At 74.1% G+C, this 26123-nt stretch carries 22 protein-coding genes; 11 read left to right on the top strand and 11 right to left on the bottom strand.

From position 1 onward, the window contains the following. Positions 1–74: 74 nt before the first annotated feature. On the bottom strand, positions 75–1703 hold the full coding sequence (locus tag ACIA8F_RS28045; protein ID WP_399382936.1) for a CocE/NonD family hydrolase: 1629 nt from the start codon (positions 1701–1703) through the stop codon (positions 75–77). A 177-nt stretch (positions 1704–1880) separates the two neighbouring features. On the opposite strand from ACIA8F_RS28045, the gene ACIA8F_RS28040 reads away from it, so the two are divergent. The 3 genes from ACIA8F_RS28040 to ACIA8F_RS28030 all read left to right on the top strand — a co-directional run bounded on the left by ACIA8F_RS28040 (position 1881) and on the right by ACIA8F_RS28030 (position 5575). Further along, positions 1881–2597, top strand: coding sequence for a TetR/AcrR family transcriptional regulator C-terminal domain-containing protein (locus tag ACIA8F_RS28040; protein WP_399382848.1), 717 nt, complete (start codon positions 1881–1883; stop codon positions 2595–2597). Positions 2598–3289: 692 nt separating this feature from the next. Then, complete coding sequence (locus ACIA8F_RS28035) at positions 3290–4423, top strand: hypothetical protein (RefSeq protein ID WP_399382846.1); 1134 nt, start codon at positions 3290–3292, stop codon at positions 4421–4423. A 48-nt stretch (positions 4424–4471) separates the two neighbouring features. Further along, on the top strand, positions 4472–5575 hold the full coding sequence (locus ACIA8F_RS28030) for a phosphotransferase family protein (protein WP_399382844.1): 1104 nt from the start codon (positions 4472–4474) through the stop codon (positions 5573–5575). A 36-nt stretch (positions 5576–5611) separates the two neighbouring features. On the opposite strand, the gene ACIA8F_RS28025 is transcribed toward ACIA8F_RS28030, so the two are convergent. Next, positions 5612–6064, bottom strand: a complete 453-nt coding sequence (locus ACIA8F_RS28025) for a hypothetical protein (RefSeq protein WP_399382842.1) — start codon at positions 6062–6064, stop codon at positions 5612–5614. 218 nt (positions 6065–6282) lie between these two features. Here ACIA8F_RS28025 and ACIA8F_RS28020 point away from each other — a divergent pair, with 218 nt between their 5' ends. The 4 genes from ACIA8F_RS28020 to fxsA all read left to right on the top strand — a co-directional run bounded on the left by ACIA8F_RS28020 (position 6283) and on the right by fxsA (position 10396). Next, the gene (locus tag ACIA8F_RS28020; RefSeq protein ID WP_326593949.1) at positions 6283–6723 is read left to right on the top strand and encodes an Lrp/AsnC family transcriptional regulator; all 441 of its coding nucleotides are present in this window, start codon (positions 6283–6285) and stop codon (positions 6721–6723) included. A 191-nt stretch (positions 6724–6914) separates the two neighbouring features. Then, the gene (locus tag ACIA8F_RS28015) at positions 6915–8576 is read left to right on the top strand and encodes an amidohydrolase (RefSeq protein WP_399382841.1); all 1662 of its coding nucleotides are present in this window, start codon (positions 6915–6917) and stop codon (positions 8574–8576) included. A gap of 309 nt (positions 8577–8885) precedes the next feature. Continuing rightward, a complete protein-coding gene (locus ACIA8F_RS28010; RefSeq protein WP_399382840.1) occupies positions 8886–9707 on the top strand; it encodes a polyprenol monophosphomannose synthase in 822 nt (273 codons plus the stop codon). A gap of 92 nt (positions 9708–9799) precedes the next feature. Continuing rightward, positions 9800–10396 (top strand): FxsA family membrane protein, encoded by a 597-nt coding sequence (gene fxsA, locus ACIA8F_RS28005; protein WP_399382839.1) that lies wholly within the window; start codon positions 9800–9802, stop codon positions 10394–10396. Between the two features lie 157 nt (positions 10397–10553). On the opposite strand, the gene ACIA8F_RS28000 is transcribed toward fxsA, so the two are convergent. The 4 genes from ACIA8F_RS28000 to ACIA8F_RS27985 all read right to left on the bottom strand — a co-directional run bounded on the left by ACIA8F_RS28000 (position 10554) and on the right by ACIA8F_RS27985 (position 14205). Beyond that, entirely contained in the window at positions 10554–10928 is a 375-nt protein-coding gene (locus ACIA8F_RS28000) for an RNA polymerase-binding protein RbpA (protein WP_007262928.1), read from the bottom strand. A 320-nt stretch (positions 10929–11248) separates the two neighbouring features. Beyond that, positions 11249–12643 (bottom strand): MFS transporter, encoded by a 1395-nt coding sequence (locus tag ACIA8F_RS27995; RefSeq protein ID WP_399382838.1) that lies wholly within the window; start codon positions 12641–12643, stop codon positions 11249–11251. 68 nt (positions 12644–12711) lie between these two features. Next, a complete protein-coding gene (locus ACIA8F_RS27990; RefSeq protein ID WP_399382836.1) occupies positions 12712–13482 on the bottom strand; it encodes a glycerophosphodiester phosphodiesterase in 771 nt (256 codons plus the stop codon). 72 nt (positions 13483–13554) lie between these two features. Next, positions 13555–14205, bottom strand: a complete 651-nt coding sequence (locus ACIA8F_RS27985) for a hypothetical protein (RefSeq protein ID WP_399382834.1) — start codon at positions 14203–14205, stop codon at positions 13555–13557. Positions 14206–14351: 146 nt separating this feature from the next. Between ACIA8F_RS27985 and ACIA8F_RS27980 the strand changes: the two genes are divergently transcribed. Beyond that, complete coding sequence (locus ACIA8F_RS27980; RefSeq protein WP_399382832.1) at positions 14352–15854, top strand: PLP-dependent aminotransferase family protein; 1503 nt, start codon at positions 14352–14354, stop codon at positions 15852–15854. Between the two features lie 54 nt (positions 15855–15908). On the opposite strand, the gene ACIA8F_RS27975 is transcribed toward ACIA8F_RS27980, so the two are convergent. Both ACIA8F_RS27975 and ACIA8F_RS27970 read right to left on the bottom strand, forming a co-directional pair. Next, on the bottom strand, positions 15909–17546 hold the full coding sequence (locus ACIA8F_RS27975; protein ID WP_399382830.1) for a hypothetical protein: 1638 nt from the start codon (positions 17544–17546) through the stop codon (positions 15909–15911). Positions 17547–17597: 51 nt separating this feature from the next. After that, positions 17598–17792 (bottom strand): hypothetical protein, encoded by a 195-nt coding sequence (locus ACIA8F_RS27970; RefSeq protein ID WP_007262923.1) that lies wholly within the window; start codon positions 17790–17792, stop codon positions 17598–17600. A 280-nt stretch (positions 17793–18072) separates the two neighbouring features. Here ACIA8F_RS27970 and ACIA8F_RS27965 point away from each other — a divergent pair, with 280 nt between their 5' ends. Further along, complete coding sequence (locus ACIA8F_RS27965; RefSeq protein WP_399382828.1) at positions 18073–18525, top strand: ankyrin repeat domain-containing protein; 453 nt, start codon at positions 18073–18075, stop codon at positions 18523–18525. A 378-nt stretch (positions 18526–18903) separates the two neighbouring features. After that, positions 18904–20310 (top strand): HEAT repeat domain-containing protein, encoded by a 1407-nt coding sequence (locus ACIA8F_RS27960; protein WP_399382826.1) that lies wholly within the window; start codon positions 18904–18906, stop codon positions 20308–20310. 1142 nt (positions 20311–21452) lie between these two features. Here ACIA8F_RS27960 and ACIA8F_RS27955 read toward each other — a convergent pair. Genes ACIA8F_RS27955 through ACIA8F_RS27945 form a run of 3 tightly spaced genes read right to left on the bottom strand, consistent with a single transcriptional unit; the run spans position 21453 to position 23748 of the window. Continuing rightward, entirely contained in the window at positions 21453–22316 is an 864-nt protein-coding gene (locus tag ACIA8F_RS27955) for a biotin-dependent carboxyltransferase family protein (protein ID WP_399382824.1), read from the bottom strand. Next, positions 22313–22939 carry an allophanate hydrolase subunit 1 gene (locus ACIA8F_RS27950; RefSeq protein ID WP_399382823.1) on the bottom strand — a complete coding sequence of 209 codons (627 nt, stop codon included), beginning with the start codon at positions 22937–22939 and terminating at the stop codon, positions 22313–22315. Before ACIA8F_RS27950 ends, ACIA8F_RS27955 begins: the two co-directional genes overlap by 4 nt. Next, positions 22936–23748: a LamB/YcsF family protein gene (locus ACIA8F_RS27945; RefSeq protein ID WP_399382821.1), complete on the bottom strand. Its 813-nt coding sequence runs from the start codon at positions 23746–23748 to the stop codon at positions 22936–22938. The genes ACIA8F_RS27950 and ACIA8F_RS27945 overlap by 4 nt, the downstream gene beginning before the upstream one ends. Before the next feature lie 107 nt (positions 23749–23855). Here ACIA8F_RS27945 and ACIA8F_RS27940 point away from each other — a divergent pair, with 107 nt between their 5' ends. Beyond that, positions 23856–25361 (top strand): hypothetical protein, encoded by a 1506-nt coding sequence (locus ACIA8F_RS27940; RefSeq protein ID WP_388498468.1) that lies wholly within the window; start codon positions 23856–23858, stop codon positions 25359–25361. Positions 25362–26123: the final 762 nt, after the last annotated feature.

Here is a 26123-nt window from a genome sequence, read left to right as displayed (position 1 = left end):
CCAACCCTGCCCGACCCCACCCCGGCGGGACCCGATCGTTGCGATCCGATCCGGTGTGCTCCGGCCCGGTGCGATCACGCGGGGGCGTGGCCGCCGGGCCCGGAACCGTCGCCGAGGGCCGGAAGCACCAGCGCCGAGTCCGCGTGGACCGTGATGCGCACCGGTGCCGAGGCGGTGGCGTCCAGCGGTGATTCCCCGGTGCCGGTACCGCGGGCGTAGCGGGGATGGGCGCCCCCGCTGATCTGCCAGCGTATGCGGTGACCGACGCCGAAGCGGTGCGCGGTGGAGCTCATCGGCACGGTGATCCGCGAGGGCTCCCGCCCCTCCGTCCGCACCTGGCCCAGCCCGTCGCAGACGTTCACGGAGCGGCCCTGCGCGTCCACGTCGCACAGACGGGTGAAGACGTCGGCGTGGCCGGTGTCGGTGGAGACGCTCAGCCGTGCGGAGACCGGACCGAGGACGTCCAGGGGCTCGGTCAGCGGTGGGCCGGTGAAGGTCAGTACGTCGTCCCGGGCCTCCAGGGTGCCGTTGTCGCGGGCGCCCGCCGTACGGGAGAGCAGCGGACCGCCGAGCGAAGGCGTGGGGTCGGCCGGGTCGTAGCGGAACGAGACCACGGGTGCGGACTCCGCCGGAGCCTGCCGGATCAGGTGCCCCTCCGCGGTGGGGAACCACGGGCCGGCGACCGTGTCCGGCGCCCAGTCGTCCATGTCCCGCCAGGCGTCCTCGCCGCCTATGTGCACGCGCACCCGGGTGGGACGCAGGCCCGAGGGATCGTCGCACAGGTGCGCGCGCAGCCAGGCGAGGCTCTCGGCGAACACCTCGGGCCACCCCTGCTGCAAGGCGGAGGTGTGGGTCCACGGGCCGACGAGCAGGGAGGTCTCGCACCCGGCCGCACGCAGGCGGTGGTACTGCTCGAAGGTCTGGTCGCCCAGCGCGTCGTGCCATCCCGTGATCAGGGCGGTCGGCACCTCCAGCCGCTGCGCCACCGCCGCCAGCGACGCACCGTGCCAGTACGGGTCTTCGGCATCCGGGTGCGCCATCACGTCGTCCAGCCAGGGCACTTCGCCCCCGAGGGCGGACGCGTGCGCCCCGCGCAGCGGCTGCGCGGTGGTGGCGTCGCCCAGGCGCCGCTGCAGTCGCAGGGTCGCCTTCACGAAGGTCGCCATCCCCTGGTGCTGGTACGTCATGCCCGCGCCGACGGCGAGGGCGTTCTCCAGGCGCAGCGCACCGTCCGCGTGGAACAGGGCGTGCGGATCGTGCAGGCCCACCTGCACCACCATCGCCTTCAGCTCCGGCGGGGGTTCCACGGCGAGGGCCCACTGCACGTATCCCAGGTAGCTGGGTCCGACGGTCCCCAGGGTTCCGTTGAACCAGGGCTGTTCGCGCAGCCAGGCCACCGTGGCGAGGCCGTCGGCGGCCTCGTTGCGCCACAGGTCGAACTCCCCGCCGGAGCCGCCCGTGCCGCGGCAGCTCTGCAGCACCACGTGGAAGCCCTGTTCGGCGAAGAGCACGCCGTACATGGGGGACCACGGCAGGCCCCTGCCGTACGGGGAGCGCACCAGGAGGGTGGGGAAATCGCCCTCGGTGCGGGGGAAGTAGTGGTCCGTGATCAGCGGGCTGCCATCGGCGGCCGGCACCGGCAGGCCCGGCTCCCACCCGACGTCGTGCCGCTTGGCCGGGAGGCCGCGCCAGGCCGCCCTCATCAGCCGTGCGGCCAGCGGAGGCTTGCCGGCGGGCGCCGCCCAGGCCGGCCTCGTCCCAGGACCCTGCGTGCGTACTGCTGCCATCGTGCCCCTCCTCTTTATCCGTACGATGTACGAGAATAGCTCATGTTTGGATGAGGGGCGCAAGGGCCTCGATCAAGGAAGCAGGCGCGGATCATGTCCCGTGCAACAGAAACCGGCACCCCGGGCGTCGACCCGGAGCAGCTCTGGCTGGGCTCCGACCGGCCCCGCAGGGGCCGCAAGCCCTCCTACAGCCGGGAGGCGATCACGGCGGCAGCCGTCGCCCTGGCGGACGCGGAGGGGATCGAGGCCGTCACCATCCGGAAGGTCGCCGCGGAGGTCGGGGCCGGCGCGATGTCGCTGTACAGCTACGCCCCCGACAAGGAGACGCTGCTGGAGCTGATGGTCGACCACGTCGCCGGCGAGCTGCCGACCGCGCACACGCCCACCGATGACTGGCGGGCCGAGCTGAAGGCGATCGCCCACCTCCAGCGCGCCCACATGCTGCGCCACCCCTGGCTCCCCGCCGCACTGACCGGCCGCCGCACCCCCGGACCCAACACCCTGGCCTTCCTGGAACGCGCGCTCGCCGCCCTGCGGCCCACCGGGCTGGACGGCGCGGCGAAACTGGAGGTCTTCGCGCAGCTCACCGCGTTCGTGGCCGGGCACGTAGCCCACGAGATCGCGGGGGCCGCGGCCCTGCGGTCCCCCGAACGGCTCGCGGCCGAAGTCCGCTACCTCACCACCGTCGCCACGGACGGCCACCACCCGGAACTGGCCGAAGCCCTGGCCGCCCCCGCCCGCCCGCTCACCCCCGAAGCCACCTTCACCCGCTTCCTCACCCGCCTGATCAACGGCCTCACCACCCCCTGACCCCCGCCGGCGAAGCCCCCGCGCACCCCACCGCCTGCGCGCCCGGTCAACCTCACACCCCGCGGCCCCACCCCGGCCCCGCCGCCTGCGGTCCCACCCCGGGCCCGCCGCCTGCGGTCCCACCCTGGCCCCGCGGTCCCACCCTGGCCCCGCTTCCCGCGGCCCCGGTCGGCCTCGCCGCATGCGAGCCTGGGTTGTGGGTCCAGCCGCCCTACCCTGCCCCGACGGGTCCACCCGTGCCGGCCCAGCCGGTCCGCACCTCAACCCGAGCCGGCCCGACATGCCCCTTCCCGGCGCGGCGGGCCCGTCGCTCTCTGGCCCAGGCTGGCGGGCCCGGCCGGGCCCGCCTGGCGCTGAGGCAGCACCCTGGCCGGCCCAGCTGGTCTGCCGCTCCCGATCGGCCCGGCGGTCTCCGCCCGCCTCGGACCAGCCGGTCTTGCCGCCCCCGCCCTGGACCAGCCGGCCCTCCCGCCCCCGGACCAGCCGGTCCTGCCACCTCCGCCCCGGCGCAGCTGGTCCTACCCCCGCCCCGGACCAGCCGGTCCCCCCGTTCCCGGTCCGGATCAGCCGGACCCCCGCCACGACGTGTCTCCCTGCCAGTTCGTGCCACAGCCCTGTTCCCCGGACCAGGATCTGACGTACCGTCATGTCCGCCCAGGTGTCATCCCGCGCACCCGTCCCGGAGGTTCGCCATGTCCGCCGACCGGCCCGTACCGCTCGACGAATACCCCATCCACCAGGCCCCGTTGTCGATGAAGCACCTCGTCACCGGCGACCGCAACGCCTACGACCGCTGCATCTTCCACGTCTTCGACCACGCCGGCCGCGCCGTCCTGATCCTCGGCCTCGGGGTCTACCCCAACGCCGGCGTCATCGACGCCTACGCCACCCTCCGCCTCGGTGACGAACTCCTCGCGGTCCGGGCCTCCGACGCCCTCACCGACGACCGCATGAACCTGTCCGTCGGCCCGCTCCGCATCACCGTCGACGAACCCCTGCGGCGGATCACCCTCTCCTGCGCAGCCGACCCCGAGGACCCCGACGGGCTCTCCTGCGAGATCACCTGGACCGCCGAGTTCCCCGCCGTATGGGAGCCGCACCACACCCAGCGCCGCGGCGACCGCCTCATCCTGGAAGGCCGCCGTTTCGTCCAGGCGGGCAGCGTCACCGGCACCATCCGCGCGAAGGGTGAGGAGTTCATCCTCGACGCCGACTGGACCGGCACGCGCGACCGGAGCTGGGGGGTGCGCCCGATCCCCGGCGAGGAGGGCGGCCGCGCCGCCGAGGAGCACCGGCCCGAGGGCTTCCACTGGCTCTGGATCCCCGTCCGGTTCGAGGACCGCTTCCTGATGGTCATCACCCAGGAGGACGCCGACGGCCACCGGGCCCTCAGCGAAGCCGTCCAGGTCTTCCGCGAGGGCAGCGGCCGCCACGACGTCCAGCTCGGCTGGCCGCACACCGACATCCGCTACCGCCCGGGCAGCCGCCACCCCGAGAGCGCCGTCGTCCACCTCACCGACCCGGCCGGCCGCAAACCCCTCGAACTCGGCGTGGAGATCCTGAACTCCTCCCCGCTCGCCGTCGGAGCCGGCTATCCGCCCGCCTCCGACTGGCAGCACGGCACCTGGCAGGGCCGCGGCTGGACCGACCGGCGCACCTACGACCTCTCCGACGCCGCGGCCCACCCCATGGCCGCCTTCGGGGTCACCGACCACTCGGCCCGCTTCACCCTCGAAGGCCGCACCGGCTACGGCATCTTCGAGCACGGCAGCTTCGGCCGCCACGACCCCAGCGGCTTCGCCGACTACAGCTCGACCGCCCCGTAGCTCCTGCGCCCGCCACCCTCAACAGCCAAGCCAGAGAAGGGGTTTCCCATGGCAGGACCGGCACCGCGCCCCCGTACCTCCACCCGCGAACCCGAGGAGCTGGGCCGCCGCCTCGCCGCCTGGCTCGACACCGAGCTTCCCGGCGCGAAGGTCACCAACATCTCCGTCCCCGGTTCCAACGGCATGTCCAGCGAGACCCTGCTCTTCGACATAGAGCACCCCGACGCACCCCTCCGCGCCTGCGCCCTGCGCCTCGCCGCCGACCCGGCCGCCTACACCGTGTTCCCCACCTACGACATGCCCCGCCAGCACCGGGTCATGAGCCTGGTCGCCGCCCACACCGACCTGCCGGTCCCGCGCGTGCAGTGGCTGGAAGAGGACCCCGGCCCGCTCGGGGCCCCGTTCTTCGTGATGGCCCGCGCCGAAGGGCGCGTACCGCCCGACGTGATGCCCTACACGTACGAGGGGAACTGGCTGCACGCCGCCACCGACGCGCAGCGCGCCACCCTGCAGGAGGCGAGCATCGCGCTGCTCGCCCGGCTGCACGACCAGTTCCCGCCCGAGGAGGCGCTGTTCCTCCTCCCGGAGGGCGACGGCAGCCCGCTGCGCCGGCACGTCGAGGCCCAACGCGCCTACTACGAATGGGTGGTTGAGGGAAAGTCCCGATCGCCCCTCCTTGAGCGGGCGTTCGCCCGGCTCGAAGAGCTCTGGCCCGCCGGCGAGGGCGGCTCGGCCGTCCTCAACTGGGGTGACGCGCGCATCGGCAACGTCATCTACGAGGCCGACGGCTTCGCACCGGTGGCCGTCCTCGACTGGGAGATGGCGGCCTGCGCCCCGCGCGAGGTCGACCTCGGCTGGACCGTCTACCTGCACCGGTTCTTCCAGGACCTGACGGTCGGTTTCGGCCAACCGGGCCTGCCGGGCTTCCTGCGCCGCGAGGACATCGAACGCCGGTACGCCGAACTCACCGGGCACACGCCGCGGGACATGGAGTTCCACACGCTCTACGCCGCCCTGCGGCACGGGATCGTGATGCTGCGCATCGCCTACCGGCAGGCGCACTTCGGCGAGGTCGAGATCCCGGCGGATCCCGACGGCCTGATCCTGCACCACGCCAGTCTCAGTGCCATGGTGCAGGGAACGTACTGGTAAGCGTCACGACAGGCCCTGGGCGGCCCGGGCCCGGGCTCAGGCGGCCTGCGCGTGCTGGCGCATCTGCGGCATCACCGCGGGCGCCGGCATCCGCACCGGACGCGAGCCGGGGCCGCCGACGTGCGAGAAGGGCTGCGTCCGCCAGTCCAGGCCCTGCGGCAGCGCCAAGTGGACGACGGGCTCCAGCTCCGCGGCCTCGCCGTCACCGTCGCCGAAGCCGAGGGTGGGCAGCGCGTCGGAGGCCGGCCGCCCGGTGCCCGCGCACACCGTGAGCCCGAAGGGGTTCCACGGGGTCAGGCAGAGGGCGTGCTCCGGCAAAAACTCCTCGTCCGCGACGAGGGCGATCGACTGGCCGCAGTCGGGGCAGGTCGCGTGGTGGATCTCGAAGCCCTCGGCGTATTCGAGGTAGTCGTCGTCGTCGGCGTAACCGCTCTCGACGATTTCCAGGGGCTCCGGTTCGGTACGACCGGCGCGCTTGGTGTTCAGCATGGATGTACTCCCCCTTGGGTGGGCCGGGCGGGCAGGTTCTTCGGCCACGGCCACCCCAAGCACTTCCCGTCGCGCGGCACGAGTAACCACATCCGGCCGCCGTACGCCCGCATACCCCTGTGGCCTTGGTCACATGCCCGCCGCAGGTGCCACCTCAATCCGTGGACACGGCTGGGCCTGGACGGTTCGGGGCCGTAAGTTGTGCGGCTATGAGCGCAATGGAGGAGCTGGACCGCCAGATCGTAGATCTGCTCGTGCGGGACGGGCGGATGAGCTACACGGACCTGGGCAAGGCCACCGGACTGTCCACGTCGGCGGTCCATCAGCGGGTACGCCGCCTGGAGCAGCGCGGGGTCATCCGCGGCTACGCGGCGGTCGTCGACCCCGAGGCCGTCGGCCTTCCCCTGACGGCCTTCATCTCGGTCAAGCCCTTCGACCCGAGCGCCCCCGACGACATCGCGGACCGCCTCTCCGGAGTCCCCGAGATCGAGGCCTGCCACAGCGTCGCGGGCGACGAGAACTACATCCTCAAGGTGCGCGTGGCCACCCCCCTGGAACTGGAAGACCTCCTGGGCCGCCTGCGCGCCCTGGCCCACGTCTCCACCCGCACGACGGTCGTCCTCTCCACCCCGTACGAGGCCCGCCCGCCCCGGGTGTGATCCCGCTGCAGCTCCGTGGTTCCCGCCGGCCAAGTCCAGCCCCTCCGGCGTTTGAGGAGCGGGGTCCGGGGCGGAGCCCCGGGGAACGGGCGAAGGGCGGGTAGGGGACTCCGCCCCGCAGGGTCCCCACCGAGGACCCTCACCCGGGGCCCGTGTTCCGCGAGGCGAACCGCACCCGCCAGACTGTCGGCATGACAGACCGCACCACCGACTCCGCCAACGCCGCCGGAGGCCCCCGAGCCACGGACTCCACCCCCGCCGCCGCAGGCCCCCGCACGGTCCTCCTCCGCGGCGGCGAGGTCCACAGCCCCGCCGACCCCTTCGCCACCGCGATGGTCGTCGAGCGCGGCCACATCGCCTGGGTCGGCTCCGAGGGCGCGGCAGACGCCTTCGCCCAGGGCGTGGACGAGGTCGTCGACCTCGCAGGCGCGCTGGTCACCCCCGCCTTCACCGACGCCCACGTGCACACCACCTCCGCGGGCCTGGCCCTGACCGGCCTGGACCTGACCGGGGCCCGCTCGCTCCCGGAGGCGCTGGAGCTCGTACGCGCGTACGCGGAGCGCCGCCCCGCCGACCGGGTGCTCCTCGGGCACGGCTGGGACGCCGCCCGCTGGCCCGAGCGGCGCCCCCCGCGCCGGGAGGAACTGGACCGGGCCGCCGGCGGGCGCCCCCTCTACCTGAGCCGGATCGACGTCCACTCGGCGGTGGTCACCACCGCCCTGCTGGAGCTCGTCCCGCAGGTGCGGCCGGACGGGGACGAGCCGCTGACCCGGGACGACCACCACGCCGTACGGCGGGCCGCGCTGGCCGCCGTGACCCCCGCCCAGCGCGCCGAGGCCCAGCGGGCCGCCCTCGACCGGGCCGCTTCCCTGGGGATCGGCTCCGTCCACGAGTGCGGCGGTCCGGAGATCTCCTCCCCGGAGGACTTCACCGCCCTCCTGGAACTGGCACGGACCCACCCGGGCCCGCGGGTCTTCGGCTACTGGGCCGACCGGGACCTCGCCCGGGTCAAGGAACTCGGCGCCGTCGGGGCGGCCGGCGACCTCTTCGTCGACGGGGCCCTCGGCTCGCACACCGCCTGCCTGCACGCCCCGTACGCCGACGCGGAGCACACCGGCACCGACTACCTCGACGCGCGGGCCGTCGCCGAGCACGTGGCCGCCTGCACCGAGGCGGGCCTCCAGGCGGGCTTCCACGCCATCGGGGACGCCGCGATCGCCGCCGTCGTCACGGGGGTCCGGGCCGCCGCCGACAAGGTCGGCCTGGACCGGGTGCGGGCCGCCCGGCACCGCGTCGAGCACGCCGAGATGATGACCCCGGCCACCATCGCCGCCTTCGCGGAACTCGGCCTCACCGCCTCCGTGCAGCCCGCCTTCGACGCGCTGTGGGGCGGCGAGCAGGGCATGTACGCCGACCGGCTGGGCGCCGAGCGCGCCCGCACCCTCAACCCGTACGCGGCCATGCTCAAGGCCGGCGTCCCGCTCGCCTTCGGCTCCGATGCCCCGGTCACCCCCCTCGACCCCTGGGGCACCGTCCGGGCGGCCGCCTTCCACCACACCCCCGCGCACCGCATCTCCGCACGGGCCGCCTTCGCCGCCCACACCCGCGGCGGCTGGCGGGCCCTGGGCCGCGACGACGCGGGCATCCTCGTCCCCGGCGCCCCGGCCGACTACGCGGTCTGGGACACCGCCGAACTGGTGGTCCAGGCCCCCGACGACCGGGTCGCCCGCTGGTCCACGGACCCGCGCTCGGGCACTCCCGGACTGCCGGACCTGACTCCCGGGGGCGAGCTGCCGGTCTGCCTCGCCACGGTGGTCGGCGGCCGGGAGGTATTCGTACGGCCACAGGGGTGATCCGGGTGGCCGTGGTTCGGTGAGTGCGGCCGGACCCGGATAGGTTCGGCCGGGTCCACCACCGGACGTCCGAACCGGACGGAGCCGATCGCTCAGCCGCGCCCGCGCCTCGGGGGCGAGGGAAGGTTTCGCCGCAAGGATGTCGCCCCTGCTCCACAGGAGCTTGGGGGCAGGTGGCCTCCGATCGGGGCCCTGCGGTCCAGTAGACAACGGTCAGGCGGCCCGCAGCCAGCGGGAGCCGGTCCGGCCCGAAGGACCGCGGGCCCCGATCGCTGTTCTAAAATCATCCTCTGCGACACGACGTACAGGATGTACGAGAACGCAAAAGGGGAATCAGTGAGCGACGGCGGACAGCGAAGCTACGGACCGCTCGGCACGGCCTTGGTGATCATTCCGACCTACAACGAGGCGGAGAACATCGGGCTGATCGTCGGCCGCGTCCGCGCGGCTGTACCCGGGGCACACGTCCTGGTCGCCGACGACAACAGCCCGGACGGCACCGGAAAGCTCGCCGACGAGCTGGCGGCCGCGGACGACCAGGTCCACGTCCTGCACCGCAAGGGCAAGGAAGGCCTCGGGGCCGCCTACCTGGCCGGCTTCGGCTGGGGCCTGGAGAACGGCTACGGCGTCATCATCGAGATGGACGCCGACGGCTCCCACCAGCCCGAGGAGCTGCCCAGGCTGCTCACCGCCCTGGAGGGCGCCGACCTGGTGCTGGGCTCCCGCTGGGTGCCCGGCGGACGGGTGGTGAACTGGCCCAAGAGCCGCGAGTTCCTCTCCCGGGGCGGGTCCACCTACTCCCGGCTGATGCTGGGCGTCCCGATCCGCGACGTCACCGGCGGCTACCGCGCCTTCCGCCGCGAGACCCTCGAAGGGCTGGGCCTGGCCGACGTGGCCTCCGCCGGCTACTGCTTCCAGGTCGACCTGGCGCGGCGGGCCGTGCAGAAGGGCTTCCGCGTGGTCGAGGTGCCCATCACCTTCGTCGAGCGTGAGTTCGGCGACAGCAAGATGAGCAAGGACATCGTGGTGGAGGCCCTGTGGAGGGTCACCCAGTGGGGTCTCAAGGAGCACGCCGGCAAGCTCTCGGACAAGGTGTCGGACAAGCTCACGGGCAAGCCCCGGAACACGTAGCCGCACCGCCCCTGACGAGGAGACACCCCCTAGGGGATGTCCGGTACCTCCGGCTGAGGACGTCTTTACACCGACCCAGGCACACTGGGGGTATGACGACCGGAGTTCCGACCTCTACGGCCCCCCGGCGGCGTTCGCCCGCCCGTACGTACCTTCCCCTGGCCATCGCGGCCTGGCTGATCCTGGAGATCTGGCTGCTCGGCCAGATCGCCGGACTGATCGGCGGCGGCGGTGTCGCCCTGCTCCTCGCGGGCGGCCTGGTGCTGGGTGCGGTGGTCATCAAGCGGGCCGGGCGACGTGCCTTCAAGAACCTGACGGACACCTTCCAGCAGGCCCAGGAGGGCCGTCAGCCGACTCCGCCGCAGCCCGGCAAGCCCGGCACGGGCAACGGCCTGACCATGCTGGCCGGCCTGCTCCTGATGATGCCCGGCCTGATCTCCGACGCGGCCGGCCTGCTGCTCCTGCTCCCGCCCGTCCGCGCCCTGATCGGCCGCCGGGCCGCCCGCTCCCTTGAGCGGAAGATGGCCTCCGCGCCGGCCGGCTCCTTCGGCGACGCCTTCCAGCAGGCCCGGATCCACTACCCGGACGGCAAGGTCGTCCCGGGCGAGGTCATCCACGGCGAGGTTGTCCGCGAGGACGGCGGCCCGCAGCACCCCGGCAACGGCTACCGGCCCCCGCTGACCCCCTGACGGGGGGCGCCCGGCGGTGAAGACCACCCCTGACGGGGGCGCGCACGACCAGCACGACAAAGCCGAGGGGCCCCACCACACGGTGTGTGGTGGGGCCCCTCGGCTTCTTGCTGTCTTGCGGTGCTGCGGTACTGCTCGCCGCTGGTGCGTCCGGCTGTCAGGCGGACTTGCGGCTGTCCCGCGGATGCACGGCAATGTTCATGGCGCCGGAACGAAGGACCGCCAGCCTCTCGGCCAGCACTTCCTCCAGCTCCTCGCGGGTGCGCCGCTCCATGAGCATGTCCCAGTGCGTTCGCGCAGGCTTGCCCTTCTTCTCTTCGGGCCCATCCCCGTCAACCAGGAGTGCCATGGCGCCACACGCCTTGCACTCCCACTCCGGCGGAATTTCTGCCTCAACCGAGAACGGCATCTCAAATCGATGTCCGTTCTGGCATGCGTACTCCACCGCCTGGCGCGGGGCCAGATCGATGCCGCGGTCCGTCTCGTAGCTGGTAACCACGAGCCGCGTACCGCGGAGAGCTCGCTCACTCATGAATCGTGCCTCCCGGGCTTGTCGCCCACAGGACAGGTGTCGCTGTCGTCGTCATCCGGTCAACGTCCGGTCGGCGGTATAGATTCCCGCTCCGGGTCATGCGTCGCCCGTCGTACCGCCCCTTGTTGTACCCACCAGTGCCCGTTTTGTCACATCTGGCAGCAGATGTCACCCAACGTCTTCACTTCATAAGCACGCAGTAACGGTCCGCCTGGCAGGCCAAAGGCGTACACTACCGGCCCTTAGCTTGAACGTCGAAATTCGTTCCGAATTCGCGCGGCTGTGACCCCTCGGATCCGTCGGTTGCGTCGGATCCCCGGTCAGATCCGCTCGGGTACAGGATTCCCCGCCGCCTCCACCGCACGCCGCACCGGCACTCGGGCGAGCAGCACGAAACCCAGTGCGAAGAAGACCACCAACGAGATGATCGCGTCCCGGTAACTGCCCGTGACCTGGTACGTAAGCCCGAAAACCAGTGGTCCCACCCAGCTCAGCCCCCGGTCGCTCATCTCGTACGCGGAGAAGTACTCGGCCTCCTTCCCCGCCGGAACCATGTGCGAGAACAGCGAGCGCGACAGCGCCTGGCTGCCGCCCAGCACCAGTCCGATCATCGCGGCGAGCGCGAAGAACCAGACCGGGGTCCGGGCCGGCAGGAAGTATCCGGCGGCCAGGGTCACGCCCCAGGCCAGCAGCGATCCGAGGATCGTCCGCTTGGCGCCGTAGCGGACGGCCAGCCGGCCCATCCCCAGCGCACCCGCCACCGCCAGGATCTGGACCAGCAGCACGGCGACGATCAGCGTCGACTGCTCCAGCTCCAGCTCCTCCGAGCCGTAGAGGGAGGCCTGGGAGATCACGGTCTGCACGCCGTCGTTGTAGATCAGGTACGCCAGCAGGAACGACAGGGTCAGCGGATAGCGCCGCATGTCCTTCAGCGTGGCCACGAGCTGCTTCCAGCCGCTGACGGGCGGACCCTCCCCGGGCTCCCGGACCACCGCCCGGTCCCGCAGCCGGCGCAGCGGGACGATCGTGAAGGCGCCCCACCACAGCCCCGCCGAGGCCAGGCAGATCCGTACCGCCTCGCCCTCGGAGAGCCCGAAGGAGTCGTGGCCCTGGTAGAGCACCAGGTTCAGTACGAGCACGAAGGCGCCCGAGGTGTAGCCGAAGGCCCAGCCGCGCGAGGAGACGGTGTCCCGCTCGTCCGGGGTGGAGATCTGCGGCAGATAGGCGTTGTAGAGCACCACGGAGCACGACAGCGAGGCGTTGGCGACGATCAGCAGCAGCCCGCCGAGCAGGTACCGGTCCCCGCCCAGGAAGAACATGGCGGCGGTGGCCGTCGCGCCGGTGTACGCGGCCGCCGCCAGCAGCGGCTTCTTGCGGCCGCTCCGGTCGGCCAGGGCGCCCACCAGCGGCATGAGCAGGACGGCCACGATCACCGAGGCGGACACGGTGTACGCGAAGTACGAGCCGGCCCGCACCGGGATGCCCAGCGGATGGACGTACCCGTCGGCATCGGCGGCGGCCTTGGCCACCGCCGTCAGGTACGGCCCGAGGAACACCGTGAGCACGCTCGTCGAGTAGACGGAGCTGGCGAAGTCGTAGAAGTACCAGCCGTGCTGTTCGCGCTTGCGCGCCGCCGCCGCGGCCCGGGCCCCGGCGGCTTCCGCTCCGCCGTCCCCGGCCCCCGGTTCCGCGTCTTCCGTGGTCTGCGCACTCATTGGTTCCCCCTCGCTGGTCCCCGTACCGCTGCGGCCGCCGCCACCGGGCGCGCAGCCGAACGGGCCGGTCAGGCCCAGGCTCCGCGCCGGTCCAGCACCGTGCGCAAGATGTCGATCCGGTCGGTCATGATGCCATCGACTCCCAGGTCCAGGAGAGCCTCCATGCGTTCCGGTTCGTTCACGGTCCACACGTGCACCTGGAGCCCCCGCTCGTGGGCCGTCCGCACGAACCGGCGGTCCACCACGCGGATGCCCGCCTGGGTCTCCGGCACCTGGGCCGCCACCGCGCCCGCGCGCAGCGCGGCGGGGATCGCGTACGACCGCAGCCGCAGCCCGACCACCCCCGCGACCCCGTACGAGGTGGCCAGCCGCGGGCCGGCGATCTTCTGGGCCCGGGCGACCCGGCGCTCGGAGAAGGAGCCCACGCACACCCGGTCCCAGACCCCGGTCCGCGCGATCAGGCCGACCAGCGGATGCACCGCGGACTCGTCCTTGATGTCCACGTTCCACCGGGCGTCCGGGAACTCCTCCAGCAGGTCCTCGAAGAGCGCGAGGGGCTCGCTGCCGCCGGCCCGGACCTCGCGGATCCGGCTCCACGGCAGCTCCCGGATGCGCCCCCGGCCGTCGGTGACCCGGTCCAGGGTGGCGTCGTGGAAGGCGACCAGCTTCCCGTCGGCGCTGGCGTGCACATCGGTCTCGAAGTACCGGTAGCCCGCGGCGGCGGCCCGCCGGAAGGCGGCGGCGGTGTTCTCCAGCCCGTCCGCGGCCCCGCCGCGGTGCGCGAAGGGGATCGGACCGGGGTGGTCGAGGTAAGGGTGGGGGAGGCGTCCGTGTGTCACCGCGGCAGTATGCCCGCTGCTCGCGCCGGCGCGGGAGCACCCCCGGTTGCCGGTGGGTGAACGGCCGCCGGGTCAGCTCCCCGGCATGCGCGGCCCGCGGCCGGAGTACACGTACGCGGCACGGCCGCACGGGTCGTCGTAGCACTCAGCCTCGCCCCGGTGCACCGCCACCAGCGAGTCCGGTCCCCGCCACCAGTCGTCCGCGATCCCCGCCACCTCGGGAACCCGCTCGAAGCCGGTCAGGTCGAGGTCGTCCACCGCGTCACCGGTGAGCCTGGTGACCTGGTCCGCCCACCGGAAGGCGAAGTGGGCCAGCGCCTGCGACTCGATCCACCCCTCCACCGTGGCGTGCAGCGGGGCCCAGCGTTCGCCGTAGGCGCCGAACTCGCCGTCCGGAGAGATCAGGAACCCGAAAGCGACCGAGCACCGCGGGAATCCCGCGGGGATCCACCACCCCTCCTCGGCGGAGCCCTCCGGGATGTCGGTGTCCAGGACCTTGGGACCGCCCTCGAACTGGTGCGAGGGCGGCAGGATCAGGCCGCCCCAGCGCGCCGCGTACGCCTCCGCCCGGTTGATCTCCCGCGCCGGGGCGCCGTCGGCGAGCCAAAGCTCCCGGTGGGCGCCGACGTCCACCGGCTCCTGCCGGGTGCACTGAACCGTCACGAAGTGGGCGGCGCGCTCGGTCAGGTCCGGGATGCCGCGGGGAAAGAGGTCCAGAGCCACCCTCCGGACGCTACAGGCGGGCCCCGGGCCGGGGCCTCCCCATTTCGCGCGGAGCACTCCGTGGCACCCTGGACCCTGCAGGACCAATCCAATGACGGCCCCCACGGGTCGGCAGGGGCCAATTCGACGAAGGTGGACCGGAACGCATGGCTCAGTGGACCTCGGCGGTCGGTGCCGCACAGCTCGGCCGGCTCATCACCTCCCAGCAGGGCCGGGCCTCCGTGCCCGGCGGGCGCAAGCTGCCCGCGTACCGCACCCTCGCCGACGGCATCCGCCTGCTCGTCCTCGAAGGCCGCATCCCCGTCGCCGCCCGGCTCCCCGCCGAGCGGGAGCTGGCCGTGGCCCTCTCCGTCAGCCGCACCACCGTCGCCGCCGCCTACGAGGCCCTGCGCGGCGAGGGGTTCCTCGAATCCCGCCGGGGCGCGGGCAGCTGGACCTCCGTGCCGGCCGGCAACCCCATGCCGTCCCGCGGCCTGGAGCCCCTGCCCCCCGAATCCCTCGGCTCGATGATCGACCTCGGCTGCGCCGCCCTCCCGGCCCCCGAGCCCTGGCTCACCAAGGCCGTCCAGGGAGCCCTGGAAGAACTCCCGCCGTACGCCCACACCCACGGGGACTACCCGGCCGGACTCCCCGCGCTGCGCCGCATGCTCGCCGACCGCTACACCGAGCGCGGCATCCCGACCATGCCCGAGCAGATCATGGTCACCACGGGCGCGATGGGCGCCATCGATGCCATCTGCAGCCTCTTCGCGGGGCGCGGCGAGCGGATCGCCGTGGAATCCCCGTCCTACGCCAACATCCTCCAGCTCATGCGCGCCGCCGGCGTCCGCCTCGTGCCCGTCGCCATGGGGGAGGGGCTGACCGGCTGGGACATGGACGTCTGGCGTCAGGTGCTCCGCGACTCCGCCCCCCGGCTCGCCTACGTGGTGGCCGACTTCCACAATCCGACCGGGGCCCTGGCCTCCGACGAGCAGCGCCGCGCGATGGTGGACGCGGCCCGCTCCGCCGGCACCGTCCTCGTCGCCGACGAGACCATGGTCGAGCTCCAGCTCGACCCGGCGCTGGAGATGCCCCGCCCGGTCTGCTCCTTCGACCCGGCCGGCTCCACGGTCATCACCGTGGGCTCCGCCAGCAAGGCCTTCTGGGCCGGCATGCGCATCGGGTGGGTCCGCGCGGCCCCCGACGTCATCCGCAGCCTGGTGGCCGCCCGCGCCTACGCCGACCTGGGCACGCCCGTGCTGGAACAGCTCGCGGTGGACTGGCTGATGCGTACCGGAGGCTGGGCGCAGGCCGTGGAGATCCGCCGGGACCAGGCGCGCGAGAACCGGGACGCGCTGGTGGCGGCGGTCCGCCGGGAGCTGCCCGACTGGGAGTTCCGGGTCCCGCTCGGCGGCCTGACCCTGTGGGCCCGCGCGGGCGGGCTCTCCGGCTCCCGGCTGGCCGAGGTGGGGGAGCGGGTGGGCGTACGGGTCCCCTCGGGGCCCCGCTTCGGTGTCGACGGGGCCTTCGAGGGGTACGTCCGGCTCCCCTTCACCGTCGGCGGCCCGGTGGCCGAGGAAGCGGCGGCCCGGCTGGCCGCCGCCGCCCGGCTGGTCGCCACCGGAGCGGGCGGCGGCGGGGCGGAGCCGCCGCGCACCTTCGTCGCGTAGGACAGGACGAGCCGGAGGGGCCGGACGGATCCGATGCGCCGGACCCGCGGAGTCCTACGGGGCGTCCGCCGGGACCTCGGGGATCTCCGAGGCGTCGATCGCCGGGCCCTGCGCCTGGGCGGGCGCCTGGACGATGTGCAGCGGCTTGCTCAGGGTGACGTGGTCCGGGACCGGCTTGGGCGGTGCCTGCCGCTCGGGCAGCAGGTCCAGTACGGCCTGCCGGTGTCCCGGGTGGGTGGCGTCGTCGTACGGGTCCGGGGTGGCCGGCACCTGGAGCCGGTGCACGGGACCGGAGCCGAGCCGGGCGTACCCGCGCCCCGGCGGCAGTACGGCCGTCGGCGTGGTGTGCGGGGGCAGCCCCAGCACGTCGGCGATCTGCTGGATCGTGGCGGCTCCGAGCACCGCCCGGGCCCGCGTGTGCTGCCAGACGGAGTCGTTCAGCAGCTCCAGGTGGTCGAACTGCTCGACCACCACCACGGTGACGTGCGCGGCGCGCCCGTGCCGCAGCGGCACCTGGAGCTGGGCGATCGGGTCGGGGGCGCCCTCGGCGGTGGCCAGGTGGGCCAGCACGCTGGGCCGGTCGAGCAGGATCCACAGCGGACGCCGGGTGTCCTCGGGGGCGGGCCGGCCGGCTTCGCGGGCCCGGTGGGTGGCGATCAGGCGCCGCTCGGTCTCGCGGGCGGCCCATTCCAGGGTGGCCATTGCCCCGGTCGGCCCGCACTCCACGGCGAGCACGCCGGCGCGGCCGGAGAGACAGGAGTACTCGCCGGTGCCGCCGCCCTCCACGATCAGTACCTCGCCCCCGTGCCGCAGGGCCTGCAGCGCGATGGAGCGCAGCAGCGTGGACGTACCGCTGCCGGGCTGGCCCACGGCCAGCAGATGGGGTTCGGCGGAGCGGGAGCCGGTGCGCCAGATGACCGGCGGCACGTCCCGGGGCTCGTCGCCGTCCAGGACGGGCAGGGTGCGCTGCACGCTGCCGGGGTCGGTGAAGCCGAGCACGGTCTCACCGGGGGAGGTGACGAAAGGCTGGGCGGCGATGCCTGTCGGCAGCGCCGCCAGCACGCTCAGGTCGAGCTGGTTGCCCTCCTCGTCCCAGTCGAAGAGATACTCCCGTCCGCGTCCGGACTTGGCGTGCAGCAGTGCCTCGATCCGGGCCCGTGACGCGGCCTCGCCGTCGGTGAAGTAGGCCGGGTAGCGGATGTGGAGCCGGGTGACGCGGCCCGCCTCGTCGAACTCGTAGCCGCTGAAGGCCTTGTCCCACTCCCCGCCGTGGGCGAAGAGGGGGCTCGGGTCCTCCGGGATGGAGAAGTACGGCACGAGGGCTTCGTAGAGGGAGCCGAGGCGTTCGGTCTCGGCATCGCTGGGCCCGGTCTTCACCGGGGTGCGGTCGCGTCCCTGCCAGGCCGCCGCCGCCATGAGGGTGATCAGGGCGGTGAGCGGACCGTAGGGGACGAGCGCGACCACGAGGACGCAGGCGGCCCCCAGGAACAGCGCGGGACCACGCTTGTCCTTGGGGGTGTCGCACCATTTGCGCCGTCCGGCCGAGGCCAGGACCCGCAGTCCGCGTCCGATGGTGAGGAGCGGATGGAGGACGTCCGTGGCGCTGTCGGCGGCCGTGCGAGCGAAGTCGCGGCCCCGGGTCAGCGACACGGTGCCGCTGCTGAGGATGCGGGGAAGTGGGCGCCGGGCCACGGGCGTCTCCTGGAGTTGTGGATGCTTCGGGTGGGTGCCGGGGGCCGGGCGCTAGAGCTTGATCCCGCCGAGAAGGCTCGCGAGGCTCGCCGTACTCGCCGTGATGCTGGGGGCGATGGCGGAGCCGGCGAGGAAGAAGCCGAAGAGTGCGCACACGAACGCGTGCGTCAGCTTCATGCCGTCCTTCTTGAAGAACAGGAAGCAGATGATGCCGAGCAGGACGACACCTGAGATGGACAGGACCATGAGTCAGTTCTCCTGGTGGGTGGGGACAGTCACCATCAGTTCTTCCAGGCTCACAGGAAGTATCAATGCGATAAAAGGTGCATACGGGTGAATCCAGCAATTTTTCACTGGACCGGCCCCTCCCGGGTGGCGCGCCTGGCGGGTTGGGGGCACGGGGACCGCAAGGTGATCATTGCCTCGGCCCGCGCCTCTCATGTGCAGGTCCGGGCGTTACTCTGACGCTTCACCCGTACGGACGCAGAGCCGTGCGCAGCCCTGCCCGTGAAAGGCGGTACGACCGATGAGTGAGCACGTCGAGAACGGCTCCCAGGACTCCCCGGACTCCCCGGACTCCCAGGACTCCCCGGACGTTCCCGACCAGGACGTCGTCGAGCTGGCCACCAAGATCTTCGACCTCGCCCGTCGGGGTGAGACCGAGACCCTCGCCGCGTACGTCGACGCGGGCGTCCCGGCGAACCTCACCAACGACCGCGGCGACACCCTCGTGATGCTCGCCGCCTACCACGGCCACGCCGAGGCCGTCACGGCCCTGCTGGCCCGCGGTGCAGAGGCCGACCGCGCCAACGACCGCGGCCAGACCCCGCTCGCCGGGGCGGTCTTCAAGGGCGAGGAGGCCGTCATCCGCGCGCTGCTCGCCGGCGGCGCCGACCCGAACGCCGGGACTCCCTCCGCCGTGGACACGGCCCGCATGTTCGCCAAGGCCGACCTGCTGGAACTTTTCGGAGCCAAGTAGTCCGTTTCTGGCCGGTACCTGCCCGGTCCCTGCCCGGTCCCTGCCCGCGCCCTGGCCGGTTCTTTGGCCGGTCCAGACCTCACGGGTTGGTCACGGCGGCCTTAAATGTGGTCGCGGCGCGCAAACCGCCTGGGTCATCATGGCGTCGGATTCGATTCGCGGACAGGACGGACGGGCAGGAGCGGGCAGGACACAACGGGTGTCCGACCCCCACTCCTGCCGGGGGACCGCCGCCCTGGCCGAGAAGCACCGACGAGAGTGAGAAGGCAATGGTCTACATCGAGCGGAACCTGACGGCGGACGTCCTCGCATGCTGTTACGCGGCCCTGTGAATTCCGATTCCCGGTTGCGTCCCCAGCTTGATTTGAGGCCATTCCCATGTTCGAACCAGTCATAGCGCCGAGCGGCACCCTGCTCGGTCTCCTCCAGCGCGGCCGCGGCGACGGCACGCTGCACGCACTCGCGGCGCCCAGGGCCGAGGCCCTCGCGGCGCTCAACCACTGCGTGGCCGGCGATCCGCGCCAGGACTGGCAGGTCGAGAACCGCTCCCTGTACTACGCACGCCTGTACCTGGATCTCGACGGCCCCCTGGGCGAGATCGAGGCCCACCTCTTCAGCGTCGACGACCTCGTCGACGAGGACGACCACCGCACGGGCCTCGCCCTGTCCGTCCTGGGCCACCTGGCCTCGTACGGCCGCGACGACGCGCTCATGCTGCTGCGCCGCTACGCCGCCACGGGCGCCAACTGGGCCTGGGCCCTCGACGAACTCGCCCTGCGCGACGACGACGAGGGGCTGCGCTCGCTCGCCGGCCCCGTCCTCGCCCGCTTCCCCGCCGGCGCCGAGGGCGAGGCGCGGCTCGCCGCCGCCGTCCGCGACGCCTACGAGCCCAGGCCCTGGCGCCTGTGGGAAGAGGCGGCGGAACCCAACGCCCACGCCGAGCGGCTGCGCGCCGCCCGCCAGCAGGGCTCCTTCGACCGCTGGCAGCGCCAGCTCACCCCGCGCGGCCCCCAGCCGGGCTGGGGCGTCCAGGCCGTCTTCGACTGGGCCGCCGACGGACTGCGCCGGGGCACCCCCCTGCACGTCCCGGCCGCCCGCTGCCTCGCCGCCGTGGCCACCCCCGAGGACCGCTCCGCGATCCTGGCGGCCGCCGCCGGAGCCTGCGGAGAGGCCGCCCGCGCCACCGCACTGCACCACCTGGTCCTCGCCGAGCCGGACAACCCGGCCGTACTGGACCTCATCGAAGCCGCCGGCGACGAGCCGGCCGTAGCCGCCTACGAGCGCATGTGCGGCCCCGCCGCCGTCGAGCGGGCCCGGCGCTGGGTCCAGCGCCCCGACGCCCTCGGAACGGCCGCAGCCACCCTCCTGGCCGCCAAGGGCGGCACCGAGGACGCCCCCCTCGTCCTCGGAGCCCTGCGCTCCACCGTCCGCGGCTCCGGCCCGGACTCGACCCCCCTGTTCACCCTGGTCGACGGAGCCGGCCGGCTCCGCATCGCCTGCGCGGCCCCGGTCCTGCGCCACGTCTACCGCGAGACGGCCTCCTCCGCCCTCCGCGGCCGCGTCGCACGCGCCCTGGCGGCGACGGACCCCTCCTTCGCGGCGGGCTTCGCCGTCGAATGCCTCTGGGACTGCGAGGAGACCACCCGAGAGGTCGCCGCCCGCCACGCCGAAACGGCCGACGCCCGAGTGGCCCCGCGCCTGCGCCGCCTGGCGGCCGACCCGGCGGAAGAGGAAGACGTCCAGTCGGCAGTCCGCAGCCGCATCACCCCGGAGTCGGCGGTGTAACCCCCACCGGCCCACCCGGCCGGGCGCCGAGCCCTGGCCTGGGCGGGCCCTGGCCCGTGGACCGGGTGGGTCCCGGCCCGTGGACCGGGTGGGTCCCGGCCCGTGGACCGGGCGGGTCCCGGCCCATAGACCGGGTGGGTCCCGGCCCATGGGCCGGGTAGGTCCCGGCCCATAGACCGGGTAGGTCCCGGCCCCTGGCCCGGGCGGGTCTCGGCCCGTGGACCGGGTGGGTCCCGGCCCATAGACCGGGTAGGTCCCGGCCCCTGGCCCGGGCGGGTCCTGGCCTCTGAACCTTTACGAGCTCTGGGCCATGGCCCTCCCTGTCTGGACCCTGGCGCTGCCAGGGATCCGGCCCGGGCCGGGTGTGTCCGCGGTGGCGCGTCTGCACGGGTGCCGCTGCGTGGTGCGGAGTTCCCCTACCCGCCCTTCGCCCGTTCCCCGGGGCTGCGCCCCGGACCCGTTGCCGGGTGCGGCTCCGTTCCCGGGGGCCGGCCCCCGGACCCCCGCTCCTCAAACGCCGGAGGGGCTGGAATGCGGCCGGCGTCCGGCTCGATTCCGGCCGCGGTGCGGCAGGGGACCGAGGCGCAGCGATTCCAGCCGTCCGGCGTTTGAGGACCGGGGTCTGGGGCGGAGCCCCGGAGGGGTCCGGGCGCAGCCCGGTAGCCCGTTTTCAGCCCGTCCGGCGTTTGAGGACCGGGGTCCGGGCAGCGCCCGGGGAACGGTGGAAGGGCGGGTAGGGGACCCAGCCCCGCGCAGCGGCAGCCGCAGCCCCCGCACGGCCGAGGCCCAGCCGCCCCGCCCCCGCAGGCCCCGAAGGGCGCCCGCCCGGGGAGGAGCCCCCAGGGCGGGCAAGACCGGGGCGGGCCCCGGGTCATCAGGGGAACCGGGCAGCCCAGGCCCGGCCGGAGCGAAATCGGGCGGCGCACGCCCGGCGGGCGGGAATGGGGGGCAGAGCCCCCCGGCCGGGGCGGCACCGGGCGGCGCACCCCCGGCCGGGGCGGCACCGGGCGCCCCCCGCCGGAGCGGGAACGCTGCCGTGCACCCCTGGCCCGGGCGGGAACGCTGCCGCGCAGCCCCGGCCGGGGCGGAACGGGGCACGGCCGCCCCCCGCCGGGGCGGAACCAGGCACGGCCGCCCCCCGGTCAGAGCCGGACGAACCGCACCGGAACCCCCGCCCCCACCTGCGCCACCGCATCAAGCGCGGCCCCCGCCACGACCCCGACCACGGGATACCCCCCGGTCACGGGATGGTCCGCGAGGAACACCACCGGCCGCCCGTCCGGCGGTACCTGTACCGCCCCGAGCACCATGCCCTCGCTCGGCAGCTCCCCGCTCCGCGCCCGTACCAGCGCCGGCCCCTCCGTCCGCATCCCGATGCGGTTCGAGGAGGCCGAGACCCGGTACGTCGCCCGCAGCAGGCTGCCCGTCACCGACTCCGCCGTGAACCAGTCGGCCCGCGGCCCCAGCCGCAGCGGAAGCACCAGCTCCGAAGGTGGACCCGGCGCCGCCGGACCGTCGACCCCGGCCACCGGGTCAGGCCCCGGTGCACCCACCGGCAGCACCGCCCCCGCCGACAGGACCGGCGGGCCCAGGCCCGACAGCAGGTCGGTCGAGCGACTGCCCAGCACCGGCTCGACCGCGAAACCTCCCCGCACCGCCACGTAGCCGCGCACCCCGGACTCCGCCCGGCCCACGTCCAGCTCCGCCCCGTCGCGCAGCAGGACCGGCGCTCCCCAGGCCGCCGGGCGCCCGCAGACCCGTACCGCGCACGGCGCTCCGGTCACCGCGACCGTCAGCGGGCCGCCGACCGCCCGCAGCCCGACCCCGTCCAGGGTCGTCTCCAGGACGGCCGCCCCGGGCGGATTGCCCACCAGCCGGTTCGCGAGCCCGCGCGCCCCCGCGTCGAGGGCCCCCGACCGGGGGACGCCGAGGTGGGCGTACCCGGGCCGCCCCAGGTCCTGGAGGGTGGTCAGCGCGCCCGCCCGTACGACCTCCAGCCCCTTCACGCCGCCGCCCCCGCCTCGGCGAACCGCACCCGTACCCCCGGCGCGAACAGCGCGGCCGGCTCCCGCGCCGGATCCCACAGCACCGCGTCGGTGGACCCGATCAGCTGCCAGCCGCCGGGGGAGGAGCGCGGGTAGACCCCCGCGTACTCGCCCGCGAGGGCCAGCGAGCCCGCGGGCACGGACGTACGGGGCGTCGCGCGCCGGGGCAGGTGCAGGCGGGCGGGCAGGCCCGTCAGGTAGCCGAAGCCCGGGGCGAACCCGCAGAAGGCCACCCGGAAGGTGATCCCGCAGACGATGCCGGGCACCTCCCCGGGCGCCACCTCCCACAGCGCGGCCACCTCGGCGAGGTCCGGACCGTCGTAGCGCACCGGGACCGTCACCGGGGGCGGCCCGTCGGACGGCGCGAGCGGGGGAACGCGCCAGCGGGCGATCCGGGCGGCGAGGGCTCGCGGCTCGCGTACCCCGTCCAGCAGGACGGTCCGGGCCGCCGGCACGATCTCCCGTACGTCGCCCAGCTCGCCCGCGTCCCGGCGGCGCAGCAGCTCCGCGTGGAGCGCGGCCGCCTCCTCGGCGGAGTCCACCTCCAGCAGCAGCGCCCCGGCGCCGGCCTCCAGCGCCCTCATGCGAAGGCCTCCACCCGCACCCCGGCCCCGCCGAGGGCCTCGCGGACCCGCAGGGCCAGCTCCGCCGCCCCCGGGGTGTCCCCGTGCAGGCACAGGGAGCGGGCGGCCACCGGGATCCGGGAGCCGTCGGCGGCCGTCACCACGTGCCGGGCGGCCATGTCCACCGCACGGGCCACCACCGCGTCCGGGTCGTGGACCACGGCGCCCGGCTCACCGCGCGGTACGAGGGTGCCCGCGGGGGTGTAGGCGCGGTCGGCGAAGGCCTCCGGGACGGCCGGCAGCCCGGCCCGTCCGGCGGCGGCGAGCAGGTGCGACCCGGGCAGCCCGAGCACCGGGAGCCCGCCGGGACCGGTGGCGAGCAGCACGCCCGCCACCACGGCGCCGGCCTGGTCCTCGTCGCGCACGGTGCGGTTGTACAGAGCACCGTGCGGTTTCACGTACGACACCCGGGAGCCGGCCGCCCGCGCGAAGACCTCCAGCGCCCCGATCTGGTAGGCCACCTCGTCGGCCAGCTCACCGGCCGGCACGTCCATGGCGCGGCGGCCGAAGCCCGCCAGGTCCCGGTACGAGACCTGCGCGCCGATCCGAACCCCGCGCGCGGCCGCCAGCTCGCAGACCCGGCGCATGATGGACGGATCGCCGGCGTGGAAGCCGCAGGCGACGTTGGCGCTCGTGACGACCGACAGCAGGGCCTCGTCGTCGGTCAGCGTCCACCGCCCGAAGCCTTCGCCGAGGTCGGCGTTGAGATCGATCACGGGGATGTCCGCCTGGGCGGCCGCCGGGGTGTCCGGCGTGATCACGGGAGCCATGCGGTGAGCGTAGAACAGGCCGCGGACCCCCGTGGCCGGCCGGCCGGGAGGATCGGGCGAACCATCCCGTTTGGGATGTTGTCAGGGTCAGCGCCTAGTCTTTGCCCGTGACTCTCCCTGCCCCGGCGAAGACCCTTCCCTCCCCGGCGCCGGGCCCGGCCGCCGACGAGGGCCTGGCCCGGCGGCTGCGCGCGCTCGCCTGCACCGCCCCGCTGCACGACCTCGACGTGCGCAAGGCCAATCTGGCCGGCGAGTACGGGGTGTACGCGATGGCGGAGGTCGCGCTCGCCGCGATCGACCTGGTCACCCTCAACATGGACTTCGACACCGGCGCGGACCACGAGCAGATAGTGGCCCGCCTGCTGCCGCGCGTCGCCGCCCAGGCACCGGCGCGCCCCGCGGCCGAGCACGAGCGGGTGGCCCGCTGGGTGCTGGAGAACCTCATCAACGTCGGCAGCGTCGACCGCGGATTCCGCGCGATCTACGGCACGTTCGGCCCGGACGGGGTGTACGTCCGCCGCGACTACGACTTCAAGCTGATCGAGGAAGTCCCGGGCTACGGCGGCGCGGTGTACCTGCGCACGACGGACGAGGCCGTCAACGTCCTCGTCGGCGCCCTCGACACGGACGTCACCAGCGCGCAGATCGCCGCCGAGGTCAAACTGGAGGTCCTGATCAGCCGGGGCCGGCTCGCCGATGCCCAACTCGCCGCCGAGCAGGCCCGCTACCGCACCGTCCAGTACGCCGAGACGCTGCGCCGCACGCTCGACGCGACCCGGCGCAACGTGCGGGCGGTGGACTGGCTGGTGACCGTCCCCGACATGATCGCGGAGGCCCTCGACCACGTCGCCGACCGCTACCGCCACGAGAACGCGATCCTGACCAACATCCGCAAGGCCCGCGACGAGGCGGAGGAGCCCGACAACAAGCGGCGCGCCGCCGAACTGGTCGACATCGTCAAGGACTGCATCCGCCGCCACACGCAGCTCCAGTCCCGACTGCTCGACGCGGGCCCGCTGTTCCGCGCCGAACAGGACCGCCAGGCCTTCGCGGCCCCCGCGCCGCGCTCCGGAATCGACCTCTACGGCCAGCTCGTGGCGCCCACGCTGCCGCTTCCGGTCGCCCAGGCCATCCGCGTGACGGACGCCTTCTTCGCGTCGGGCGCGGGCCTGCGCACCCCCGTCTCGGTCCGCGTCGCGGACCTCGTGGAGATCCTCCTCACCCCGCCGGTGGAGCGCGAGCACCTGGGCCTGGAGATGCCGGAGCCGGACCTGATCGCCACCCCGGACGACAGCCGCTTCAGCGAGGAACAGCTCGCCGCCGCGATGGCACTCCTCGAACTCCCGCACGACGCCCCGCGCCGCCTGTCCGGCCTCCTGGCGGAGGCCCGCCGCTCCGACCCCGACCTGCCCTACCTGGTCGCCCTCCTCGCCGTCCACGCGGCCAGCCCGGCGGTGGGCACGGCGTACCGCCAGGGCGAGGAGCGGCTCCTCTTCGCGGTCGACGACGGCACGGAACTCGAAGACCCGGAATTCGGCGGCGCCGACCTCATCGTCGGCACCGCCCTCCTGGACGCGGCCGCCATGACGGCAGACCGCACGGAGGCAGCATGACCCCGCCCTGGCCCTGGCCGGGCGACGAACGGCGCCGAGGCGGGACGGTCGAGGTCGTCGGAGGCAGCATCCCCGAGGCCCGCCACCCCGGATCCGACGGAGCCCCGGCCACGAACGTCGTCCAGTGCCAGGGTGTCCCGTCCCCGGCGGAGCTGACGCCCCCCGTCACCGGGGCGAAGCCCCTGGTGACGCGGTCCCACCGGGGGGTGCGGGGGCCCGCCCCCGCCTCCGGGAAGGTGCGGGGTGGGGGAAGACTCCCTACTGCCGGGTGTGCCGGGTGTGCCGGGTGTGCCGGGTCTGCCGGGTCTGCCGGGCCTCGGCGGCTGCCGCACGGCGGACCCGCCCCTGTGCGGCTGATGCACGCTGGGCCCACCGCTGCGCGGTCGGCACAGGCCCGGCCCGCTGCTGCGCGGCTGGCGCACGCCGGACCTGCCGCTGCGCGGCTGACGCATGCTGAGCCTGCCGTTGTGGGGTTGAGGCATGCCGGACCGGTCGTTGTGGGGTTGAGGCATGCCGGACCGGTCGTTGTGGGGTTGAGGCATGCCGGACCGGCCGTTGTGCGGCTGAGGCAGGCCGGGCCTGCCGCTGTGCGGTCGGCACAGGCCCGGCCCGCTGCTGCGCGGCTGGCGCACGCCGGACCTGCCGTTGTGCGGCTGACTCATGCTGAGCCTGCCGCTGTGCGGTCGGCACAGGCCCGGCCCGCTGCTGCGCGGCTGGCGCACGCCGGACCTGCCGTTGTGCGGCTGACTCATGCTGAGCCTG

It is taken from the genome of Streptomyces sp. NPDC051563 (genome assembly GCF_044454225.1).
Classification (GTDB): Bacteria; Actinomycetota; Actinomycetes; order Streptomycetales; family Streptomycetaceae; genus Streptomyces.
The sequence above is the reverse complement of the archived record's forward strand: the minus strand, read 5'-3'. Positions and strand labels throughout refer to the sequence as shown.

What these genes read in the sequence shown, in the direction of transcription:
- ACIA8F_RS28020 (WP_326593949.1), top strand. Translation starts at nt 6,283, where the DNA reads ATGGAGGAGCTGGACCGCCAGATCGTAGATCTGCTCGTGCGGGACGGG.
- ACIA8F_RS27995 (WP_399382838.1), bottom strand. Translation starts at nt 12,643, where the DNA reads ATGAGTGCGCAGACCACGGAAGACGCGGAACCGGGGGCCGGGGACGGC.
- ACIA8F_RS28010 (WP_399382840.1), top strand. Translation starts at nt 8,886, where the DNA reads ATGTACGAGAACGCAAAAGGGGAATCAGTGAGCGACGGCGGACAGCGA.
- ACIA8F_RS27960 (WP_399382826.1), top strand. Translation starts at nt 18,904, where the DNA reads ATGTTCGAACCAGTCATAGCGCCGAGCGGCACCCTGCTCGGTCTCCTC.
- ACIA8F_RS27945 (WP_399382821.1), bottom strand. Translation starts at nt 23,748, where the DNA reads ATGGCTCCCGTGATCACGCCGGACACCCCGGCGGCCGCCCAGGCGGAC.
- ACIA8F_RS27980 (WP_399382832.1), top strand. Translation starts at nt 14,352, where the DNA reads ATGGCTCAGTGGACCTCGGCGGTCGGTGCCGCACAGCTCGGCCGGCTC.
- ACIA8F_RS28015 (WP_399382841.1), top strand. Translation starts at nt 6,915, where the DNA reads ATGACAGACCGCACCACCGACTCCGCCAACGCCGCCGGAGGCCCCCGA.
- ACIA8F_RS27970 (WP_007262923.1), bottom strand. Translation starts at nt 17,792, where the DNA reads ATGGTCCTGTCCATCTCAGGTGTCGTCCTGCTCGGCATCATCTGCTTC.
- ACIA8F_RS28045 (WP_399382936.1), bottom strand. Translation starts at nt 1,703, where the DNA reads ATGAGGGCGGCCTGGCGCGGCCTCCCGGCCAAGCGGCACGACGTCGGG.
- ACIA8F_RS27950 (WP_399382823.1), bottom strand. Translation starts at nt 22,939, where the DNA reads ATGAGGGCGCTGGAGGCCGGCGCCGGGGCGCTGCTGCTGGAGGTGGAC.
- ACIA8F_RS28025 (WP_399382842.1), bottom strand. Translation starts at nt 6,064, where the DNA reads ATGCTGAACACCAAGCGCGCCGGTCGTACCGAACCGGAGCCCCTGGAA.
- ACIA8F_RS28035 (WP_399382846.1), top strand. Translation starts at nt 3,290, where the DNA reads ATGTCCGCCGACCGGCCCGTACCGCTCGACGAATACCCCATCCACCAG.
- ACIA8F_RS28040 (WP_399382848.1), top strand. Translation starts at nt 1,881, where the DNA reads ATGTCCCGTGCAACAGAAACCGGCACCCCGGGCGTCGACCCGGAGCAG.
- fxsA (WP_399382839.1), top strand. Translation starts at nt 9,800, where the DNA reads ATGACGACCGGAGTTCCGACCTCTACGGCCCCCCGGCGGCGTTCGCCC.
- ACIA8F_RS28000 (WP_007262928.1), bottom strand. Translation starts at nt 10,928, where the DNA reads ATGAGTGAGCGAGCTCTCCGCGGTACGCGGCTCGTGGTTACCAGCTAC.
- ACIA8F_RS27965 (WP_399382828.1), top strand. Translation starts at nt 18,073, where the DNA reads ATGAGTGAGCACGTCGAGAACGGCTCCCAGGACTCCCCGGACTCCCCG.
- ACIA8F_RS28030 (WP_399382844.1), top strand. Translation starts at nt 4,472, where the DNA reads ATGGCAGGACCGGCACCGCGCCCCCGTACCTCCACCCGCGAACCCGAG.